The organism is Enterococcus sp. DIV0170 (assembly GCF_051710765.1).
Taxonomy (GTDB): Bacteria; Bacillota; Bacilli; order Lactobacillales; family Enterococcaceae; genus Enterococcus_A; species Enterococcus_A raffinosus.
In genome coordinates this window covers 2366939-2383091 of record NZ_JBIOLG010000001.1, presented here as the reverse complement: position 1 = coordinate 2383091, position 16153 = coordinate 2366939, and the positions used below count along the sequence as shown (strand labels likewise).

At 41.4% G+C, this 16153-nt stretch carries 13 protein-coding genes; 7 read left to right on the top strand and 6 right to left on the bottom strand.

Features of this window, described 5'->3' with window-relative positions; genetic code table 11:
* Positions 1-78: 78 nt before the first annotated feature.
* Together IGI50_RS11545 and IGI50_RS11540 are read left to right on the top strand one after the other, a co-directional pair.
* The gene (locus tag IGI50_RS11545; RefSeq protein WP_438777010.1) at positions 79-738 is read left to right on the top strand and encodes an ABC transporter ATP-binding protein; all 660 of its coding nucleotides are present in this window, start codon (positions 79-81) and stop codon (positions 736-738) included.
* The gene (locus IGI50_RS11540; RefSeq protein WP_438777009.1) at positions 739-3219 is read left to right on the top strand and encodes an ABC transporter permease; all 2481 of its coding nucleotides are present in this window, start codon (positions 739-741) and stop codon (positions 3217-3219) included. It abuts the gene before it with no gap.
* A gap of 105 nt (positions 3220-3324) precedes the next feature.
* On the opposite strand, the gene nrdF is transcribed toward IGI50_RS11540, so the two are convergent.
* From nrdF to nrdH, 3 genes are all read right to left on the bottom strand, one after another.
* Positions 3325-4290 (bottom strand): class 1b ribonucleoside-diphosphate reductase subunit beta, encoded by a 966-nt coding sequence (gene nrdF / locus IGI50_RS11535; RefSeq protein WP_010745733.1) that lies wholly within the window; start codon positions 4288-4290, stop codon positions 3325-3327.
* An 84-nt stretch (positions 4291-4374) separates the two neighbouring features.
* Positions 4375-6534: a class 1b ribonucleoside-diphosphate reductase subunit alpha gene (nrdE, locus tag IGI50_RS11530; RefSeq protein WP_060789414.1), complete on the bottom strand. Its 2160-nt coding sequence runs from the start codon at positions 6532-6534 to the stop codon at positions 4375-4377.
* A gap of 308 nt (positions 6535-6842) precedes the next feature.
* Entirely contained in the window at positions 6843-7061 is a 219-nt protein-coding gene (gene nrdH / locus IGI50_RS11525) for a glutaredoxin-like protein NrdH (RefSeq protein ID WP_010745735.1), read from the bottom strand.
* A gap of 393 nt (positions 7062-7454) precedes the next feature.
* Between nrdH and IGI50_RS11520 the strand changes: the two genes are divergently transcribed.
* From IGI50_RS11520 to IGI50_RS11500, 5 genes are all read left to right on the top strand, one after another.
* Positions 7455-7925 (top strand): FeoA family protein, encoded by a 471-nt coding sequence (locus IGI50_RS11520; RefSeq protein ID WP_438777008.1) that lies wholly within the window; start codon positions 7455-7457, stop codon positions 7923-7925.
* The gene (feoB, locus tag IGI50_RS11515; RefSeq protein ID WP_438777007.1) at positions 7926-10088 is read left to right on the top strand and encodes a ferrous iron transport protein B; all 2163 of its coding nucleotides are present in this window, start codon (positions 7926-7928) and stop codon (positions 10086-10088) included. It begins immediately after the preceding gene.
* A complete protein-coding gene (locus IGI50_RS11510; RefSeq protein WP_141741222.1) occupies positions 10076-10210 on the top strand; it encodes a FeoB-associated Cys-rich membrane protein in 135 nt (44 codons plus the stop codon). Before feoB ends, IGI50_RS11510 begins: the two co-directional genes overlap by 13 nt.
* 231 nt (positions 10211-10441) lie before the next feature.
* Entirely contained in the window at positions 10442-11143 is a 702-nt protein-coding gene (locus IGI50_RS11505) for a MarR family winged helix-turn-helix transcriptional regulator (protein ID WP_438777006.1), read from the top strand.
* A 43-nt stretch (positions 11144-11186) separates the two neighbouring features.
* Positions 11187-12962, top strand: coding sequence for an ABC transporter ATP-binding protein (locus tag IGI50_RS11500; RefSeq protein WP_438777005.1), 1776 nt, complete (start codon positions 11187-11189; stop codon positions 12960-12962).
* 109 nt (positions 12963-13071) lie between these two features.
* Here the strand turns inward: IGI50_RS11500 and leuD are convergent, their stop codons facing one another.
* From leuD to leuB, 3 genes are all read right to left on the bottom strand, one after another.
* The gene (gene leuD, locus IGI50_RS11495) at positions 13072-13656 is read right to left on the bottom strand and encodes a 3-isopropylmalate dehydratase small subunit (RefSeq protein WP_438777004.1); all 585 of its coding nucleotides are present in this window, start codon (positions 13654-13656) and stop codon (positions 13072-13074) included.
* Positions 13656-15029 carry a 3-isopropylmalate dehydratase large subunit gene (gene leuC, locus IGI50_RS11490; RefSeq protein ID WP_438777003.1) on the bottom strand — a complete coding sequence of 458 codons (1374 nt, stop codon included), beginning with the start codon at positions 15027-15029 and terminating at the stop codon, positions 13656-13658. The genes leuD and leuC overlap by 1 nt, the downstream gene beginning before the upstream one ends.
* Positions 15030-15103: 74 nt before the next feature.
* Positions 15104-16150: a 3-isopropylmalate dehydrogenase gene (gene leuB, locus IGI50_RS11485; protein ID WP_060789421.1), complete on the bottom strand. Its 1047-nt coding sequence runs from the start codon at positions 16148-16150 to the stop codon at positions 15104-15106.
* Positions 16151-16153 lie beyond the last annotated feature (3 nt).

Here is a 16153-nt window from a genome sequence, read left to right as displayed (position 1 = left end):
TCGCTGAAAGAATCCTGCAAGGGTTCTTTTTTATACTAAGAGTATAGAAATGAGAAAAAGGAAAGAGGGCGTAAAAAAATGATCTTAAAAATTAGAGACTTAGTAAAACATTATGATGATGGAAATGCAATCGTAAAGGCGGTTGATCATATTGATTTAGAGATAGGAAAGGGCGATTTTGTAGCAATCGTTGGTAAATCAGGTTCAGGGAAAAGCACGCTGCTAAACTTGATTGGCGGATTGGATCATCCAGATTCAGGACAGGTTATTGTTGATGGAAAAAATGTTTTCCGAATGAAAGATGAACAATTGGCCGTCTTTCGTCGACAAAAAATTGGCTTCATCTTCCAAAATTATAATTTGATCCCCTCCTTGAACGTATGGGAAAATGTCGTTTTACCCATTGGATTAGACAATCGAAAGGTCAATACAGCGTTCATTGGAGAATTATTAACGACCATCGGACTCAATGATCGAAAAAAAGCTTTGCCTAGCATGCTTTCTGGGGGACAACAGCAGCGTGTAGCAATTGCTCGGGCGATTGCATCGGAACCAGCAATTATTCTAGCGGATGAACCGACAGGAAATCTCGATACGAAGACAGAATTAGAAGTGATGTCACTACTAAAGAAATCTGTTGAAAAATTTGGTCAAACCTTGATTATGATTACGCATGATGAAGGGATCGCGCAAACGGCTGATTATATCGTCCACCTAGAAGATGGGCGGGTGATTTAAATGAAGATGACCAATACGGTAGCTGTTGCCAATACCAAGTACCATAAAGGAAAGAATTTGCTATCAGGGATCGCGATTATTTTGACCAGTGTGTTGGTTTTTCTGATCACGTCAATCGGATTAGGTGTTGTGAATGTTCAAAACGCGGCTGTCAATAAGGTCTATCCGACTTGGCATGCAATGTATCGTAGTGTTTCTGAAGAAAATATGGAGAAAATTACTCAACACGAAGCGATTGACGAATATGGTTTGCGTCAAGATGTGGGAGAATCAATTTTATCAGAAGATAACTATATCTTGATCAGTTATTTAGATGCCGAGGCACAAAAATTAACAAAGCAAACATTTGTCAGTGGTCATGCACCTAGAAAAGCAAATGATGCGGTTCTCTCTAAAAATGCATTGAAGGAACTTGGCTATCCCAATGCTAAGATTGGTGACGATATTTCTATCCCTGTCCAATTTCTTGAAGAAGAAGGCTTAGGTCTGGAACAAACAAGAACGTTTCGTCTGACAGGGTTTTCTCCTGATGGTAAAAATCAAGCTGGCAGAAAGATTTTTTCGATGCTTGTCTCAAAGGAGTTAATGCAAGAAACAATTCCAAAAAATCAACGAAGCTACCGGGTGATGGTTCGTTTATCTGATGAGGCTGCAACTTCCACAGATGCCATCAAAGAACGGGTAAAGGAAATCGGAAAAAACTTTGATGTGATCGAGGATAATATTGTTGAGAATAGCGATTATCTATTTGCGAATTATGTTGATCCGGCTTTTTATACGGGAATGGTGATTATTGTAGGGATTATCTTGATTGCTGGAGCCTTAACGATTTACAGTATCTACTATGTATCTTTAATCAATAAAGTTCAGGAGTTTGGCAAACTGGCCGCTCTAGGAGCAACTAAAAAGCAAATCCGTCAAATCATTCTAAAAGAAAACTTGATCGTCGCTGGCATCGCGATTCCCATTGGCCTGCTGATCGGAATTGCTACTGTAAAGTTCGTTTTTGTTCAAATGATGTCCACAATAGAAAATGAAGTTGTGATAATGGAAGTAATGCGTGAAGTGCTAGATAACGGAGAAGTTTCGTTAATACTTCCATGGATCATTGGAATGACCATCGCGATCACATTAATAACTGTATTACTCGCTTCTTTAAAACCAATGCGTCAAGCGAGTAAGATTATGCCAATTGAAGCGATGCGTTATACTGGGCAAACACAAGGGAAGAAAAAACAGCGAAAAGGGTTCATCAATCTCAATTTAAACCGTTTAGCTCATGCAAATCTATCTAGGAACAAAAAGCGCACGCTAATTACCATCTTTTCCTTAGGAATGATCGGAATTTTGTTTGTTGTCGTCTCAACTGTTTTTAGCTGTATGAATCCTCAACAGATTGCACGCGACACGATCGCCGCAGATTATCGTTTGAGTATTGCTTCTGTCAGTGGAGACAAGATGCGTCCAGAACGAGAATGGACAGCAATTCAACAAAATAATCCTTTGAATAATGAGATGATCAATAGAATAAAAGCCATCGATGGAGTAGAAAAAGTCGAAGCTTTCCAATCAATTACAGGTGAAATCTCCAGCATTAAGGAAATAGGAACAGATAAGCCTATGGGGCTATCCATCGGAGGCATTACGGAAGAACAAATGGGTCAGCTCAAAAAGGATATTTCAGTTGGCAGCGCGACCTATGAGGAATTGAATTCTGGAGATAAAGTGATTGCGACAGGCTATTTATTGGCTAATTATCCAGAAATCAAAATTGGAGATACGTTGACCGTTAAGATATTTGATGGTAATCGTACCTATGAAAAAGAAATGACAGTCATTGCAGGTGGAGACTTTACACAAGCAATCAGCAATTATGACAATTTCTTGATGAGTAATGAAGCCTTGAAGAAAATGTCAAAAAATAATTTGACCTATTATGTGAATATCAAAGCAGCAAAGGGCAAAGCAGCAGCGATGCAACCCGCAATTGAAGAGTTGGCGGAAGAGAATGACATGTTCCGTTTGCAAAGCTACAAAGAGATTTTGGAACAGTGGGAAGGCTCTATGCAGATGATGACTGGCGCAGGGTATGCGATTATGCTGGTCTTAGCGATCGTTGGGATCATGAATTTGATTAATACAACGATCGACAGCATCTTAAGTCGGAAAAAAGAATTGGGTGTGATGCAAGCCATTGGTATGTCCGATCGTCAAATGAAGCGAATGCTTCAAATGGAAGGCTTCGTATATGCAGGAGGAATTCTCTTGTCAGGAGTGGGGATCGGCAGTATCATAGGGTACTTAGTCTTTCTATATGCCAAAGATAATGGGTTGATGCAAATAAAGGTATATCAGTACCCATTAATTCAAGTCTTACTGATGGTGCTATTAGTTGTCATTGTCCAATTGATTTTGACCTATGCGACTACGACACTTGTAAATAAAGAAGCGGTCATCAAACGTATTCAAGCCTCAGAATAAACAAAAAATCTGTCAGCGCGTTTGGATAGGCTACCCCAAACTAAGACAAAGAAATAATTAAGTCCTAGTTAAGGGGGAGCCTACCATTTTCGCTGACAGTTTTTTTTACTCTAAACCAATCAAATAGTCATCATCATTCATTGCTTCAACTTGACCAAGCAAGTAGCCATTCCCAACTTGTGAGAAGAAATCATGGTTGCTAGTTCCTGTTGAAATACCATTCATGACAATTGGATTCACATCATCCGCTGTATCTGGGAAAAGCGGGTCCATCCCAAGATTCATCAAAGCTTTATTGGCATTGTAACGTAAGAAGGTTTTGACTTCTTCACTCCAGCCGATCTCATCATAGAGCTCTTCCGTGTAACGCTCTTCGTTTTCGTACAATTCATACAGTAAATCATACATCCATTCTTTCAAACGTTCTTGTTCTTCTTCGGTTTGCTCATTGAATCCTCGTTGGAATTTATAACCAATGTAGGTTCCATGTACGGATTCATCACGAATGATTAATTTAATGATCTCAGCTACGTTAGCCAATTTATTATTCCCTAAATAGTAAAGAGGGGTATAAAAACCAGAATAAAATAAGAAGGTCTCTAGAAACACACTAGCGATTTTCTTTTCCAAGGGTGTTCCGGTTTTATAAATCTCATTGATTCTTTCGGCTTTTTTTTGCAGGTATTGATTTGTATTTGTCCATTCAAAAATTTCTTCGATCTCGGCTTTGGTGTTCAATGTACTGAAGATAGAAGAATAACTTTTTGCGTGAACAGACTCCATGAATTGGATATTATTCAGGACAGCTTCTTCATGAGGAGTGCGTACATCCTCGCGAAGTTGATCCATTCCGCTTTCTGATTGCACGGTATCAAGCAATGTTAACCCGCCAAAAACATGTCCGACGACGGTTCTTTCTAATGGAGATAGTTTGCGCCAATCGTCTAGGTCGTTAGACAAAGGAATCCGAGTGTCTAACCAAAATTGTTCTGTTAATTTTTCCCAAGTCGACTTGTCGATGACGTCTTCGATCTCATTCCAGTTAATGGCTTCATAATAAGTTTCTGCCATGAAATTTCCCCCTAGTTCGTATTAATGTATTTCTCACAGTATTACCTCTCGTGCGAGCAGCGCGAGAGGTAACAATAATAATGATTAGATTACGCAGCTTTCACATTGGTTTGAGCCGATTTCTTCTGCATCATCTGTAAAGGTCCGAACGTAATAAATTGATTTACAGCCTTTATAAAACGCGTAGTTACGTAAAATATTCAAATCACGAGTTGTTTGTTTGCTTTCTGTTTTCCATTCATACAAGCCTTCAGGAATTTCAGAACGCATGAATAAGGTCAGACTCATCCCTTGATCAATGTGTTGTTGAGCAGTTGCGTATACATCGATCACTTTTCGCATATCCATGTCATAAGCAGAAGTATAGTAAGGCAAAGTATCATTATTCAAGTAAGGAGCTGGATAATAGATCTTGCCGATTTTCTTCTCTTGACGTTCTTCAATCAAACGAGTGATTGGGTGCAAGCTGGCACTTGTGTCATTGATATAAGAAATGGAGCCATTTGGAGCAACTGCTAAACGGTTTTGGTGATAAAGTCCATCTTTTTGGACAGCTTCTTTTAGCGCTTGCCAATCTTCAGCGGTAGGAATGAAAATATCTTTGAAGATTTCTTTGACTTTATCTGTTTTTGGTAAAAATTCACCTGTTGTGTATTTATCGAAATAAGAACCGTCAGCATACGCCGATTTTTCGAAGTTATGGAAGACTGTCTTACGTTCTTTTGCAAGCTCGTTGCTTTCCATCAATGTCCAATAATTTAACAAAGTGAAATAGATATTAGTAAAGTCGATGGATTCTTCTGAGCCATATTCCATCAAGTGTTTTGCGAAGAAGCTGTGTAAGCCCATCGCCCCTAAACCAATCGTATGATTCAATTTATTTCCATTTTGAATAGAAGGGACAACATCAATGTCAGATTCATCGGTAACAAAGGTTAATGCTCGTACCATTGTACGAACGGATTGACCAAAGTCAGGACTTTCCATCAAATTAACAATATTCGTCGAACCAAGATTACATGAAATGTCTGTACCAAGTACATCGTATTCTTGACGCCCGTTAATAGTAGAAGGTGTTTGAACCTGTAAAATTTCGGAACATAGATTACTCATAACAATTTTTCCATCAATCGGATTGGCACGGTTTGCCGTATCAATATTGATGATATAAGGGTAGCCAGATTCTTGCTGCAATTTAGAAAGTTCATTTTCTAAATCACGGGCACGAATTTTTTTCTTGCGAATGTTTGGGTTTGCGACTAAGTTGTCGTATTCCTTGGTGATATCCACATAGGAATAAGGCACGCCGTATTCGCGTTCGATACCATAAGGACTGAATAAATACATATCTTCATTTTTACGAGCCAATTCGTAAAACTTATCCGGTACAGTCACACCAAGTGAAAGAGTCTTCACACGGATTTTTTCATCGGCGTTTTCTTTTTTGGCTGATAAGAACATTTCAATATCTGGGTGGAAGACGTCTAAGTAAACCACGCCTGCACCTTGACGTTGTCCTAACTGGTTAGAGTAAGAGAAACTATCTTCGAACAGCTTCATGACTGGAACAACACCACTTGCCGCGCCGTCATAACCTTTGATCGGGGAGCCGGCTTCACGTAGGTTCGATAGGTTAATTCCTACACCGCCACCGATACGTGATAATTGCAGAGCTGAGTTGATCGAACGGCCGATACTGTTCATGTCATCTGTTACTTGAATCAAGAAACAAGAAACGAGTTCTCCGCGACGCTTACGACCTGCATTTAAAAAAGAAGGGGTAGCTGGTTGATACCGTTGATGAATCATTTCATCTGCTAAAGACAAAGCCAATTGTTCATCGCCATCAGCAAAATACAAGGCGTTGAAGGCAACACGGTCTTCATAGCTTTCTAAATACTCGGTGCCCGCATTGTTTTTCAAGGCATATTGTGAGTAAAATTTATAAGCTGCCATAAATGATTTGAATGTAAAGTTTTGGTCAGCTAAGTAATTGAAGAGCTTCTCAATAAAAGCAGGGGTATATTTCGCGATAAACTCTGCTTCTAAAAAGTCTTCTTCTATTAAATAGTCTATTTTCTCTTGTACAGAAGAAAATGTATGGGTATTTGGTTCAACGTTTTCTTTAAAAAAAGCAGCCAAGGCTTCTTTGTCTTTATTTAGTGGAATCTGTCCATTTACTGGACGATTGATCTCATTGTTTAATTTGAAGTAAGATACTTCACCTAGGTCCTTTAAACTCATCTCGTCACATCTTTCCTTTTTCTATCTATAATAAAGAAGAAAACTTTGCAATCGTGGATCGCAAAGTTTCTAAAAACGGTGCTCTAGAAGCAGCTTCTTCTACGCAAGCTACGCATACAGTTGCTGCTAAGTTTCACTAAGCAGAACTAGCATTCAGAAATAAGCCGAATGATCACTAAAACATGAACGGCTGTTTTAGGATAGTCCTTCTTATTGCTGTGAGATACAGCGACTGCCCCACCCGAGCTGATGTGGAACAGTACCTAATTGGTTCTTGAAGCTAAACGCTTCTGCCGCGACCTATTAAATTATGCTAATGCTTTCAATTGATCTGGACGGAAACCGATAATGGCTTGTTGTCCACCGAAAATAACTGGGACACTTTGGAAACCTTGATCTTTTAGAAAACCTAGAGCTTCGGGTTCATTGTCGATGTTGACCTCTTCGAATGAAATTTGATTCTCAGTTAAATAACGTTTTGTCATTTTGCATTGCATACAATTGTTTTTTGAATATACTTTTACCATAAGACGACCTCCCTTGATTTCTACAATTACTAGTATAAAAGATGTAGGGAAAAAGTCAATCGTTTGATACCATATATTGTGGTGGTGAAATATTGGTATACTACTCTTTGTGTTTTTTGCAAAAACATTGAAAACGGACGGTTTCAAAGAAAAATCCCTTTACAGAATTCAAAAAAATGTTCTGGGATGTTTTTTTACGGCAAAAAAGTTTTTTTAATAACGAAAAAAAGAAAAAAGAAACAAATAAAACAGAGATTGTCAAACAAATTGCTCAAAAAATAGAGAAATTCTTCGACCATTTATTGACTTTGCCATGAAATGAAGCTATTCTTAGTGAGAAAGATTCTCATTATTAATTAGATTTAGAAGTCGAACAGTAAGGTGGAGAAGTGTATGACAACTTTGGCAGATGTTTCATTGAACCAGGTCGTTCAAATTGATGAAATGACTTTAGAAAATGATACTAAGCATCGATTGCAGGATTTGGGGATGATCGTCGGTTCAAAAGTTGCCGTCGTGAATCAATCTGGCGAGAATGGAATCGTTTTATTACATAATACGCGACTGGCTTTGTCTCAGTCTTTATTAAAGCAGATACATGTGAAGAACCTAACGGAAGATCAAGAAACGTGGGTCTCATTGGATCAACTAAATGCGGGTGAACAAGGAATTGTGGTTAATGTTCATGGCATGGGAGCGGTAAAGCGCCGCTTGATGGATATGGGCTTGACTAAGGGAACTCAGGTGAAAGTCGTGAAGCTGGCGCCTCTAGGTGATCCGATTGAGCTGCGGGTCCGAGGATATGAATTAAGTTTACGGAAAAGCGAATCAGAGATGGTGGTCGTATCTAAGGAGGCGGAATAGATGGCAAAGACACATATTGCTTTAGCGGGAAATCCTAACAGTGGGAAAACAAGTACCTTCAACGTTCTGACAGGAACCAATCAGTTTGTAGGAAACTGGCCAGGAGTTACGGTCGAACGAAAAGAAGGAATCTACAAGAAGGATTCTGAAGTGATCATTGATGATCTGCCTGGGATCTACTCACTTTCTCCCTATTCTCCAGAAGAAGTTGTTGCTCGTGATTACTTACTTTCTGGTACTCCTGATGCTATCGTCAACATTATCGATGGGACGAATCTAGAACGGAATCTTTATTTAACGACGCAACTGATCGAAACGGGAATTCCTGTGGTCGTTGCAGTAAACATGATGGACATTATCAAAAAAAGTGGAAAACAGATCAATCTAGAGAAATTGGCTTATGCTTTAGGTGTGCCCGTAGTGGGGATCAGTGCGTTGAAGAATTGGGGCTTAGATAAGGCAGTTAATGAAGCATTGCATCTTATTAAAAAAGGTGTGGAAGAAATCAATTTTCCCCATTACGACAATCGTTTGGAAGCAGCGATTAATGAGATTGAAGCAGTGCTTGGCAGTACAGCGCAGGCACAATATAGCCGTTGGTACAGTTTAAAACTATTTGAACGAGATGAACGTGCGCAAAAAGCCTTGGATCTTAGTTCAATCCAACAAAAAGAAATTGATGAAATCATTAAGATCACAGAAAAGATTTTTGGTGAAGATGCTGAAAGTCTCGTTATCAATGAACGCTATAATTTTATTACACATTTGAAAACACTCTGTGTGGTGGATGAAGACCAATTCAAGCTTTCGATTTCAGACAAGATCGATCGCGTTGTAACGAATCGTTTCTTAGCCTTGCCGATTTTTGCTTTAGTGATGTGGCTGATTTACTATATCGCGATCCAGACAGTCGGTGCTATGGGAACGGATTGGGTAAATGATCATTTATTTGGCGATATTGTTCCTAATTTTGTGAGCTCAACGCTGCAATCTTGGAATGTTGCCGAATGGATGCAAAGCCTGATATTAGATGGAATTATCGCAGGTGTAGGTGCTGTCTTAGGGTTTCTTCCACAATTAATGGTTCTTTTCCTGTGCTTAGCACTATTGGAGGATTGCGGGTATATGTCTCGCATCGCTTTTGTGATGGACCGGATTTTTCGTAAATTCGGATTGTCAGGGAAGTCCTTCATTCCGATGCTGATTGCTACAGGCTGCGGGGTACCTGGAGTAATGGCGAGTCGTACGATCGAAAGCGAAAAGGATCGTCGGATGACCGCGATGTTAACGACCTTTATGCCATGTTCGGCGAAACTGCCGATTATTGCCTTAGTTGCGGGTGCCTTCTTTCCTAACAGCAGTTGGGTAGCGCCCTCCGCGTACTTTGTCGGGATGGGAGCAATCGTATTATCCGGCATCGCATTAAAGAAAACCAAGCTTTTTTCTGGAGATCCGGTTCCTTTTATCATGGAGCTTCCTTTATATCATATGCCTAGAATTGGAAATACGGTTCGTTATACGTATGACCACAGTAAAGCCTTTGTGAAACGTGCGGGAACAATCATTTTTGTTTCAAGTATTATTATTTGGTTTATCTCAAGTTATAACTTCTCATTGCAAGCGGTCAATGAAAACGATAGTATCTTAGCTGCATTGGGCGGCTTGATTGCACCATTGTTCGCTCCATTAGGTTGGGGAGACTGGCGCGGGGCAGTTGCGGCGATCACTGGTTTGGTCGCGAAGGAAAATGTTATCGGCACCTTTGGGATTTTATATCGCCATGCAGAAGTTGCTGAGGATGGCGTAGAAATTTGGAAATCTCTGCAAGCGGCATATACACCAATCGCCGGCTATTCCTTCTTAGTATTCAACTTGTTATGTGCACCTTGTTTTGCTGCGATCGGCGCGATCCATCGTGAAATGGGGGACATCAAATGGACGTGGCGAGCGATTGGCTATCAATGCGGCTTGGCCTATGCTGTGAGCTTTATCATTTATCAATTTGGACATGTGATTTTTGAAAATGGCGAAATCGGAGTTGGTTTGATTTTAGCAGCGATTGTACTCGTAGTGATGATTTATTTCATCGTTAGAAAACCAGTTAAGCGAACACCAACAATTACCATTGAGGAAATCAAAGAGGTGAAAGAATGGCAACTATAGTATTAAGTATATTGATCTTTGGCGGTGCCGGTGCCATTGTCTATCGGCGAATCAAAAATGGCAGCTCCTGTGAAGACTGTGACGGCAGCTGTCCAGTGAAAGAAGAACAACATAAGCACTAAAGCTATGGACTCGATGATCATCATCGGGTCTTTTTTTTACAGTAAAGGGGGATCAAAAGTTGATGAAATCAACCTTTTGGTCACTTTTCATTTTTTAGAAAGAAAAAAATAGCAAAGTTATTGACAATAGTTCGGTACCGAACTATAATAGCAATCGAAATAAAGTTCGGTACCGAACTTTATTGAATAGAAGACAGTAGCTACTATAAATGAGGTAGGGGGATTTTTATCATGAGTGAGTTTACGAAGGATTTGATGCGTCAATTACGCTTTATCAGTTCTGCCAGTAATGCTTTTATGAGCAAAAGGCAGAAACTAACTGGTCAGCAACGTGTTTTGGCGATTTTGGCTAAGGAAGATGGATTGATACAAAGTCAATTGGCTGAGATTCTAGATATTCGTCCCAGCTCACTGGCAGAATCAATGAAAAAAATGGAAAAAAACGGTGATGTCATACGTGAAGAAGCCGAGCATGACAAACGGATCAAACGCGTCTTTTTAACGGAAAAAGGAAAGCAAAAGGCTCAGAAGGTGAGTCATGCCGATGAAGATAAGAGTGAAGCGTTCTTTGTAGGCTTATCAAAGGAAGAACAGGAACACTTTAGTGAGTATCTGCAAAAAATTTCTGCTGGCTGGCAAGAAGAGTTTCAGAAACAGGCCGGTCGGTTTGTTGACCCAATGGATCGTCTGCGTCAGATGCAAGCGATGAGGGATCAATTTGCTGAAAATTGGCAAGAGGATTGGCAGCAGCTTTCGCGAGAAGAACAGCATCGGATGCGAAATCAAATGCAACGAGAGATGCGCAATGCTTCAAGAGTGTTCTCTCGCGACTTCAAGCATGATTTTCGTCGGGATTTTTGGGGAAATAGAGGCTGCTTTAATGAAGGAGCTAAAGAAAAAGACGCGAAAGATACTGAATGGGAAGATTTCTAAAAAAAGTAAGCGGAAAGCTGCTATGAAGTAGGAGGGACAAACGATGGATCGGGATATGAGTATGGCACCTGATGAAACTATTGAAGGTGGAAAAAAGAGTAATTACAAATTGAAGGATTTTTTACGATTGATCTTGAGTGTCAATCCTAAAAAAGCACTGTTTGCTATTGGTTTATTTCTAAGCTTGTTAACAAGCGGGGCTAGCTTGATCGTTCCGCAGTTAACAAAGGGCTTGATTGATACAAGCAAGCTTGCAAAGATTGATAAGACAATGCTGATCGTATTAGTTTTGGCTTTTGTCGCACAGCTGGCCTTTGGCGCGATCGGGAGCTTCCTGTTGCGTTATGTCGGGGAAAGTGCTGTTAAAACGCTGCGTGAGAAATTATGGAGTCATCTGCTGCAAATGCCTGTCGGTTATTATGATGATCATAAATCTGGAGAAAGCAGTTCCCGACTAGTAAATGATACAACAGTAATAAAGGATTTAGTCGCGACGCAATTTCCGAACTTCATTACTGGAGCGATCCAACTAGTTGGATCAATGATCATCTTGTTTGTAATGGATTGGAAAATGGCGGCGATGATGTTTTTAGCAGTTCCGATCATGGCGTTGATCATGATGCCGATTGGACGAATTATGTCGCGCTTAGGACGTCAACTTCAAGCCGCGACGGCTGATTTTAATGCCGAAGCTAGCGAAAAGCTTTCTGAGATTCGTTTAATCAAAGCAAGTAACGGAGAAAAGTTTGAGAAGACTAGTGGCGGCTCCTTTATCAATAAGATCTTCAGCTTAGGAATCAAGGATGCAAAGGTCGAGGCGATGCTGCAGCCAATCATCACGACCGTTATGTTGGGCTTATTCGTAGGTATCCTAGGGTATGGAGCGGTTCGTGTTCAGGCTGGAACGTTAACAAGCGGACAATTGGTTGCTTTCTTGTTGTATCTTTTTAATATTATGATGCCGGCTGCCAGCTTTGCGATGTTCTTTTCTCAAGTGCAAAAAGCAATGGGAGCGACTGAACGGATTGAACAAATACTAAAAACGGATCTAGAGCCTATTGAAACAGGCAATACGGTGGATGTTTCAGGTAAAACGATCAAGGCAGAAAATCTTTCCTTCCATTATGTAGCGGATCGCCCTATTTTGAAAAAGGTTTCCTTTGAAGCAAAACCAAATACAGTGATTGCTTTTGCTGGACCGAGCGGGGGAGGGAAATCTACGATCTTTGCCTTGTTGGAACGCTTCTATCAACCAACAGAGGGGACAGTAAAAATTGGCGATGAAGCGATCGAACAGATTAACTTAACCAATTGGCGTTCACAGATTGGCTATGTTTCTCAAGACAGCGCGGTGTTTGCAGGAAGCATTCGTGAGAATTTGCAGTATGGACTCGATCGAACACTTACCGAAGAAGAGTTATGGCATGGTCTGGAATTGGCTTATGCCGATCAATTCGTTCGCGATTTTCCAGAGCAGTTAGAAACAGAATTAGGTGAACGTGGAGTGAAATTATCCGGTGGACAAAAACAACGGATCGCTATTGCCCGAGCCTTCTTACGAGACCCTAAAATCCTGATGCTGGATGAAGCGACAGCCAGCTTGGACTCACAATCGGAAGAAAAGGTTCAACGGGCTTTGGATCAGTTGATGGAAGGTCGTACAACCTTGGTGATCGCTCACCGGCTATCAACGATTGTGGATGCCGATCATATCTACTTTATCGAAAAAGGCCAGGTGACTGGTCACGGGACCCATGCTGAATTGATTGCCTCTCATCCGCTTTATGCGCAATATGTACAAGAACAGGTTGTGAATTAAATAAAAGAAAATCGCGTAAAAGCTTCCACTTTGGAAAGTTTTACGCGATTTTTTTAAGCGAATGCCAGTATAAACATTTCAGACGAGAATAGGCTGAAGACTGGCTTATTTATTCGTATGTTGGCATCTGTTTCTCGTATTTCTCAATCTCATCTTCATATTGAAGGGTGATGCTGATATCATCAAGCCCTTTAATCAATTTATCTTTCCATGTTGGATCGATCTGGAAGGCATAATTAGCCTCTGGCGTTTGGACTTCTTGTTTTGGCAGATCGATAGTGATCGACTGATCGGCAGGCAGTTGACTCAAAATCTCTCTTACCTCTTGATCTAGTCGGATCGGCAATAGCCCATTCTTCAAGGCATTCATATAAAAGATGTCGCTGTAGCTTCCGGCAATGACTGCTTTGAAGCCATAATCCTGAATTGCCCAAGCCGCATGTTCCCGCGAAGAACCAGAGCCGAAGTTTTCTCCTGAAATCAAGATCGTCGCTTCTTTTCGTTCTGGTGCGTTCAGAATAAACTCGGGATTAGGTGAACCGTCTTCTAAAAAGCGCCACTCATCAAAGAGATGCTTGCCGAAGCCGGACTTGTCAACTTGCTTCAAAAAGCCCTTTGGAATGATTTGATCGGTATCAATATTATCGTTCATCAAGGGAACCGTTTTTCCAGTATAGATCGTAAATTTTTCCATTAGATGACCTCCTTACGGCTATCAACAAAGTTTCCATGAATGGCGGCTAGTGCAGCCATGACAGGACTGCAAAGATGTGTGCGGGCATCTTTTCCTTGCCGGCCTTGAAAATTTCGATTGGATGTTGAAGCACAGTGTACCCCGGCTGGTACGCGGTCTGGATTCATACCGAGACACATCGAACAGCCAGGTTCGCGCCACTCAAAGCCTGCCTCTTTGAAAATTTTGTCCAGTCCGATTTCTTCGGCCGCTTTACGAACAGGGCGTGAGCCAGGGACCACGATAGCAGTGACACTATCATGCACTTTTTTGCCCTGTACTATTTTTGCGGCTTCCTTAAGATCTGAGAGCCGACCATTCGTGCATGACCCAATAAAGACATATCCGACTGGGATATCTGCAGGGGTTTGTCCTGGCTTCAAGTCCATATAGTCATAAGCTTTTTGTAGATCCGGTGAGGTAATCTCAGGGAAGGTGCCATCAAAAGGTACCCCCATTTCAGGATTCGTTCCCCACGTTACGAAAGGAACTAATTCGCTGACATCTAGTGTCAATTCTTTATCGTAGGCGGCATCGTCATCTGTGTACAATTCTTTCCAGTCTTGGACAGCAGCAGCCATATCCTTCGGTGCATATTCACGCCCTGCTACATAATCAAAGGTTTTGTCATCAGGAGCAATCAAGCCAATTTTTGCCCCACCTTCGATGGCCATGTTACAGATGGTCATACGTTCTTCCATTGATAGACTTTGGATGGCTTCCCCATAGAATTCCGCTCCGTAGCCGACACCAAAGTCTGTTCCATACTTAGCAATGAGGGCCAAAATGATATCCTTCGCGTAAACGCCCTTCGGCAACTGTCCAGAAATTTTTATGCCCATATTTTTTGGTTTATTTTGCCACAATGTCTGAGTGGCGAAGACGTGTTCGACTTCACTCGTGCCGATACCGAAAGAAAGTGCCCCAAAAGCCCCATGTGTCGCCGTGTGGGAATCTCCACAGACGATGGTTTTCCCTGGTTGAGTCAGTCCGGTTTCTGGACCGACCATATGGACGATTCCTTGGTGATCACTGCCGTTGTCACACAGCCGTACGCCAAATTCTTGGCAATTTTCTCTTAGTGTATCAATCTGTTTTTTTGCGACTAGGTCAGTAAAGTTATAGATATCGACCGTCGGGGTATTATGATCCATCGTAGCAAAGGTCCGCTCTGGATGGCGCAGTGTTCGCCCTGCTTCACGAATCCCCGCAAAGGCCTGTGGAGATGTCACCTCATGGATCAAATGCAAATCAATATAAAGCAATTGCGGGGCGCCTTCTTCGCCGTGGACGACGTGGCGATCCCATAGTTTGTCAAATAGTGTTTTTCCCATATTTTCCGCTCCTTATTCATTGATAATTAGTTAGTCAGTAGAACTCTTAATTTTTCCTTCTATATAATAAAGGGCTATACTGTTAGTTCCTGAAGGACAGCATCGGTAAATTCATCCGTAGAAGCTTGACCACCTAGGTCGTGTGTGAAAAGTCCCTTTGATAAGACTGTGTCACACGCAGCTTCAATTGCCTGAGCGGCCTGCTCTTCTTGGAAGGACTGGCGTAACATCATTGCTACGGATAAGATCATTGAGATCGGGTTGGCGATTCCTTTTCCTGCAATGTCTGGAGCCGAGCCGTGAATAGGTTCATAAAGAGATGGCCCACCATCACTATGGCTCGCACTTGGAAGCACTCCTAGCGAACCTGGTAGGACAGAAGCCTCGTCGCTCAAAATATCACCGAAGAGATTTTCAGTGACGATCACATCAAAGGCTTTTGGATTTTGAATCAGCTTCATTGCCGCAGAATCCACATATTGATGTTCTAACTGACAGTCTGGATAATCTTTCGCTACTTCTTCAGCGGTTGCTCGCCATAGTTTACTAGAAGCTAAAACATTTGCCTTATCAACGGAGGTCACTTTTTTACTGCGACCTTGAGCAATTTTGAATGCAGCGTGGAGAATCCGTTCGATCTCATTTTTATGATATCGAGCAGTGTCGAAGGCCATTGTTTCATTTAACTCCCGAGGTTCGCCAAAGTAGATGCCGCTGCTGAGCTCTCGTACGATAATTAGATCGGTTCCTTCAATAATCTCCGGTTTTAAAGGAGAAAGGTGCCGTAGGGCAGAAGAGACGGAGACAGGGCGAATATTCGCAAAAAGATTCAATGATTTTCTAAGTGCAAGCAAGCCTTTTTCTGGCGTGTCCGTCATTTTCTCCCATTTTGGCCCACCGATGGCACCTAATAGGATCGCATCGGCTCCCTGACAAGCAGCTAATGTCTCTTCAGGGAGTGAAGCACCGGCTTCATCAATTCCAGCCCCTCCAAAAGGAAATTTTTCTAGTTGGAATGTGCTGCTGCAAGTTTTCTCTACAGCGTTTAAAACCTTTAAGCCGCTTTCCATAATCTCTGGCCCGATGCCGTCACCGGCTAATACAACAATTTTTTTATTCATGTG

Coding starts and splice junctions, on each gene's coding strand:
- IGI50_RS11545 (WP_438777010.1), top strand. CDS start 79: ATGATCTTAAAAATTAGAGACTTAGTAAAACATTATGATGATGGAAAT.
- IGI50_RS11540 (WP_438777009.1), top strand. CDS start 739: ATGAAGATGACCAATACGGTAGCTGTTGCCAATACCAAGTACCATAAA.
- nrdF (WP_010745733.1), bottom strand. CDS start 4,290: ATGGCAGAAACTTATTATGAAGCCATTAACTGGAATGAGATCGAAGAC.
- nrdE (WP_060789414.1), bottom strand. CDS start 6,534: ATGAGTTTAAAGGACCTAGGTGAAGTATCTTACTTCAAATTAAACAAT.
- nrdH (WP_010745735.1), bottom strand. CDS start 7,061: ATGGTAAAAGTATATTCAAAAAACAATTGTATGCAATGCAAAATGACA.
- IGI50_RS11520 (WP_438777008.1), top strand. CDS start 7,455: ATGACAACTTTGGCAGATGTTTCATTGAACCAGGTCGTTCAAATTGAT.
- feoB (WP_438777007.1), top strand. CDS start 7,926: ATGGCAAAGACACATATTGCTTTAGCGGGAAATCCTAACAGTGGGAAA.
- IGI50_RS11510 (WP_141741222.1), top strand. CDS start 10,076: ATGGCAACTATAGTATTAAGTATATTGATCTTTGGCGGTGCCGGTGCC.
- IGI50_RS11505 (WP_438777006.1), top strand. CDS start 10,442: ATGAGTGAGTTTACGAAGGATTTGATGCGTCAATTACGCTTTATCAGT.
- IGI50_RS11500 (WP_438777005.1), top strand. CDS start 11,187: ATGGATCGGGATATGAGTATGGCACCTGATGAAACTATTGAAGGTGGA.
- leuD (WP_438777004.1), bottom strand. CDS start 13,656: ATGGAAAAATTTACGATCTATACTGGAAAAACGGTTCCCTTGATGAAC.
- leuC (WP_438777003.1), bottom strand. CDS start 15,029: ATGGGAAAAACACTATTTGACAAACTATGGGATCGCCACGTCGTCCAC.
- leuB (WP_060789421.1), bottom strand. CDS start 16,150: ATGAATAAAAAAATTGTTGTATTAGCCGGTGACGGCATCGGGCCAGAG.